Annotated in this window: 4 protein-coding genes; all 4 read left to right on the top strand. The window is 60.8% G+C overall.

What is annotated here, in order from left to right; all coding sequences use genetic code 11:
* The first annotated feature begins 122 nt into the window (after nt 1-122).
* The 4 genes from ABDV69_RS20305 to ABDV69_RS20290 all read left to right on the top strand — a co-directional run bounded on the left by ABDV69_RS20305 (nt 123) and on the right by ABDV69_RS20290 (nt 4,222).
* Entirely contained in the window at nt 123-1,136 is a 1,014-nt protein-coding gene (locus ABDV69_RS20305; protein ID WP_343577567.1) for an aromatic ring-hydroxylating dioxygenase subunit alpha, read from the top strand.
* Nucleotides 1,137-1,212: 76 nt separating this feature from the next.
* Nucleotides 1,213-1,719, top strand: coding sequence for an isoprenylcysteine carboxylmethyltransferase family protein (locus ABDV69_RS20300; protein ID WP_343577566.1), 507 nt, complete (start codon nt 1,213-1,215; stop codon nt 1,717-1,719).
* A 167-nt stretch (nt 1,720-1,886) separates the two neighbouring features.
* The gene (locus ABDV69_RS20295; RefSeq protein WP_343577564.1) at nt 1,887-2,567 is read left to right on the top strand and encodes a hypothetical protein; all 681 of its coding nucleotides are present in this window, start codon (nt 1,887-1,889) and stop codon (nt 2,565-2,567) included.
* A gap of 191 nt (nt 2,568-2,758) precedes the next feature.
* Nucleotides 2,759-4,222, top strand: coding sequence for an MFS transporter (locus tag ABDV69_RS20290; RefSeq protein ID WP_343577562.1), 1,464 nt, complete (start codon nt 2,759-2,761; stop codon nt 4,220-4,222).
* Nucleotides 4,223-4,317: the final 95 nt, after the last annotated feature.

The following is a 4,317-nucleotide window of genomic DNA, read 5'->3' as shown; positions in this document are numbered from 1 at the left end:
GTGCCGGGTCGCCCGAAGCCCCAGTGCTGTATGAGCTAGATCACAACTATGACGTAGATCACACCCACAGACGTACCATCGCCTGAGCGGCTGACGACGAGTCCTGCAGGGGGGTTGCTGCGGTGAGTGAGTATCCGGACGGCTGGTATTGGGCATGTTTTTCAGAGCAGCTCCGTCGCAAAAAGGTTCGGCCAGTCACCTACATGGGGCAGAAGTTCGCGCTGATGCGCACTGCAAGCGGCCGCCCAGCGATGTTGTCCGCTCAGTGTTGTCACATGGGCGCTGACCTGTCGCGCAGCGGTCAGATCAACGGCGAGCGTCTCGTGTGTGGGTACCACGGGTGGGAATTCGGCGCGGGGGGCGCATGTGAGTTCATGCCCGAGGTCGAGCGGATACCCCAAAATGCTCGGCAGCGTTCGCTGCCTGTAGTCGAGGCAGCAGGCAACGTGTGGTTTTGGTGGGGCGTGGGCCTTCCCACCGAATTCGTCGACGTCGGGGCCCTGAGCTCACGAAAAAAATTCTTGACGCTACGCGGCGAGGTCCATATCGGTCACGGAGGACCGCTGCCGATAATGGAACATGTCGCCGACATCTACCATTTTCCTCACAACCATCGGTCCTCGGGCCAGCTTGAGTACGAAATTCTGCACAACGCAGGACCGCGATTCGAGTTCCAGCTGCGGCCTGTGCACGGAACTGCGCCCAAGATTCAAACGCTTTTCGCCCCTTGGGCTTTCGTGGAGATGGCGGGACCGTGCAGCGCCGTCTATCGAACGCAGTCTGGCCCCGAGATCGATCGGGGCTCGGCGCTGCTGACAATCGTGCTGGGCGTTACCCCGGTGCGTGACGGAGAAACAGTGTTTACCTGGCGCGTGTTCGGCAAACGGTTTCTCGGCAGTGTCAGCTGGCCGATCGATCGGCTGTTCACGCGTTTGCTGTGGTTCATCATCCGGCGAAACGTCCACGTCGACCTAGAGGTTCTCAAGTGGATGGACCCACCGGAGCGGACGCTTTGGGTCAAGCCGGACGGCGACTCGGTGCGACAGTTTCGGTCGTTCTACGAACGCAACGTGGCTGTGGTGCCCGACTCGGAGACGAGCAAACCCCGCGATGAGCGCGATGTGCATACCGTTTGAGATGAGTTGGCCAGCAACAATATCTAGGCCTCCGTCCCGGGCGGCCCTGCTGTCGTCGGTAGCAGCGTGGGCGATTTTGGACCGTCGTTCCTATATTGCGGTCGGGCCTGCTTCGGTTGATGATGCCGACACTCATCGTCATTTGATGCTCACTGGCGCCGCGGGACTCTTTCTTGCGGTGCTGCTCTCGCCATGGCGATACTTTCAGATACAACGCATCCCGGCTGCTGTCACCGCCGCCGGATTGTGTCTTTTGTGGGGCGGGATCGGTCTTCGCCAGTGGTCGTTGCGCGTCCTTGGCGATCGCTGGACGCCCGTGTTGAATTCTGCTGCAACAGAATTGACCTCTTCCGGACCCTATGCATTTGTGCGGCACCCCTCGTACCTGGGTGCGTGGCTTACGCAGATCGGGATCGGCGTGGCGCTGGGTTCTTGGCTGTCAGTGGGGTCGATGTTCATCCTGCCAATGGCCGGCTACATCCGCAGAATCCGCGCTGAGGAACGCGCGCTTCTGGAGATGCATGGGCCGCGGTATGCGGCCTACTCGCGCAAACGTTTCCGCCTCATTCCGGGTGTGTGGTGATGGTTGCAGTCCCGATCGAAGATCAACAAGCCATTCATAGGCTCACACGACGCCTGCGCGCCAGAGTAGAGCCGATTCTCGGACTAGTTTTTCAAGCGCAAGAATCGCGCACCGGAGGCTTGGGTCTTAACCCGATTCAGTGGTACATGGCAGGACGAGCGGCACCAATGGGCGCGGTCGCACCATCGACGGCGGCCTCAATCTTCGCACCCTTGAACCCGCGGTTCGTGGAACGCGGGCTCGCCGGGGTTTGGGATACGGTCGCGCCGCAAAAGATCGTTGATGCGCGTTTGGCGAGCGCAGCGGCGATGCTGGAGCCAATTGCCAAGGCGTGTTCGGCACCGCTGGCCCAGATCAACGATCTGCTAAAGCCGATCGCGATTGCCAGTCCGATCACCGGAGCACCGCTGTACGCCGGACTGCTTGCACTGCCATGGCCCACGTCGGCGGCCGGCATTTTGTTGCGGTGCTGTGACCTCATCAGGGAGCACCGTGGCGACATGCATAATCTCGCATGGCTGGCCGCCGGTCTAGATCCCGCGCAAATCAACGTGCTGTCGGAATTGTGGCGTGACGCCGCCGTAGGAACCGTCACGGTCAATCAGATGGGATTCTCAACTGCAGATGCCGAGCGTGCCCTACATCAACTTGAGGACATCGGGTTAGCACACGATGGCGCGATAACCGCTGCAGGTACGACGCTGCGCGACAGCATTGAGGTGGAAACATCCTTGCTCCAAACAACATTGGCGAAAGCACTTGAGCCGTGCTCGGATCAGATTTTCGAGCTTTTGACACCGATCAGCCAGCGCTGCCATGACATGGTGGTCGCCTATTGGGATCGCTGAGGCACCAGAAGTGGCCGCGATCAGTTGCACGCTGGCACTAATGCCAATTCGGCTACACACCATCCACGTGCGAGCAGAAGAGTCACTGCATTGTGGGCAGCGTCATCATCACTCGACCTCCGGAAGGCGTTGCGGTGGCCTCTGCAGCTCGCAGCCATAAGACGTGGACCCTGGTCGTTACGTGTCTAGGGGTGCCGTTGGTCATCGCGTCGATGATCGCGTTGAACACCGCCCTTGGTGAGATCGCGATCGCGACGAAAGCCAGCCAGGGGCAACTAACTTGGATGGTGGATGGCTATACCTTGGCAGTGGCCTGTTTGTTGATGCCTGCCGGCGCGATCGGTGATCGCTACGGCCGGCGCGGAGCGCTGCTATTTGGGCTTGCGGTGTTCGCGATCGCCTGCGTGGGCCCAGTCGTGCTAGCTCACCCTGCCCAGATCATCGCGTGGCGGGTGCTAGCAGGCGTCGGGGGCGCGTTCGTCATGCCGGCGACGCTGTCGATGCTGACCGTTGCCTACCCGCCCGAGCAACGGCTTCGAGCAATCGGGGTGTGGGCCGCCGTGGCGGGATCAGGCGCCATCATCGGAATGCTCGGATCGGGCGTACTTCTCCGCTATTGGAGCTGGCAGTCAATCTTCTGGGCGCTTGGGGCGGCCGCAGCCATTGTGTTCGTCCTCACGTGCACATTGACCTCCTCACGCGATCCCGACGCGCCGCCACTCGATTGGCTGGGCGCTCTACTCATCGGCTTTGCCTTGATTGCAAGCGTTTTCGGACTCCTCGAGGCGCCTTCGCAGGGATGGAGCCATCCGTTAGTGACCGGGTTCCTGGCGGTAGGTTTCGCTCTGGCCGTCGTGTTCGGCGTAGTCGAGCTCAAGCAGCCCCACCCATTGCTCGATGTGCGGCTTTTTAAAAACCGCGAATTTTCCACCGGAGTCGCCACGATCGCTGTCTTATTTGGAGCTACGTTCGGATTCTTCTATCTCGGCGTGCAGTACATGCAACTCATCAAGGGGTACTCGGCGCTGCACACCGCTATCGCCTTCAGCCCCTTTGTCGTACCACTGGCGGGATTGTCGGCAATGTCATTTTGGTATCTCCCCAGGCTCGGCCTACGCACGGTCGTGATCCTAGGACTGGCCATTATGGCCGTCGGCTTTCTAGGAATGGGTGGTCTTAATCAGCATTCCTCGTACGCCGACATCACCTGGCATGCCGTCGTCTTGAGCACCGGTATCGGCTTTTGCACCGCCCCGACAACAGCCGTCATCATGAAAGCGGTTCCTGACGGTAAACAGGGTGTCGCCTCCGCAGTCAATGACAGTGCACGTGAAGTCGGCGCCGCGTTGGGCATTGCCGTTGCCGGCTCGGTGCTTGCCCGAAGCTACGGCACCGCGCTCGAACCGAAGCTGCACGGGTTTCCTGAGATCGTCAAGGGTCCAGCCCTGAATTCCCTTGCCACCGCGCTGCATACCGCGGACTCACTCGGCCCGCGTTCGATGGGTCTGGCTGAACTGAGCACCTCCGCCTTCATCACCGCAATGCACACCGCAGCGCTGGCGATGGCGGTGGTCTCGGCCGTGGCGGCAGTACTCATTGGGCTGTTGGCCCCGGGACGCGAAACGAAAACGCAGGTCCCGGCTCAGCTTTCTTAAGTATGCAAACGGCAGACACAACGCCAGCCCGCCTGCGAGCAGGGCTCCGACGCGGCCAGGCGTCACTTACACGAAGTCACGGCTTCGACGTTCGT

Origin of the sequence: Mycobacterium sp. (assembly GCF_039583785.1) — a bacterium.
Taxonomy (GTDB): domain Bacteria; phylum Actinomycetota; class Actinomycetes; order Mycobacteriales; family Mycobacteriaceae; genus Mycobacterium.
Note: the sequence above shows the minus strand (reverse complement) of the source record. Positions and strands in the feature narration are given on the sequence as shown.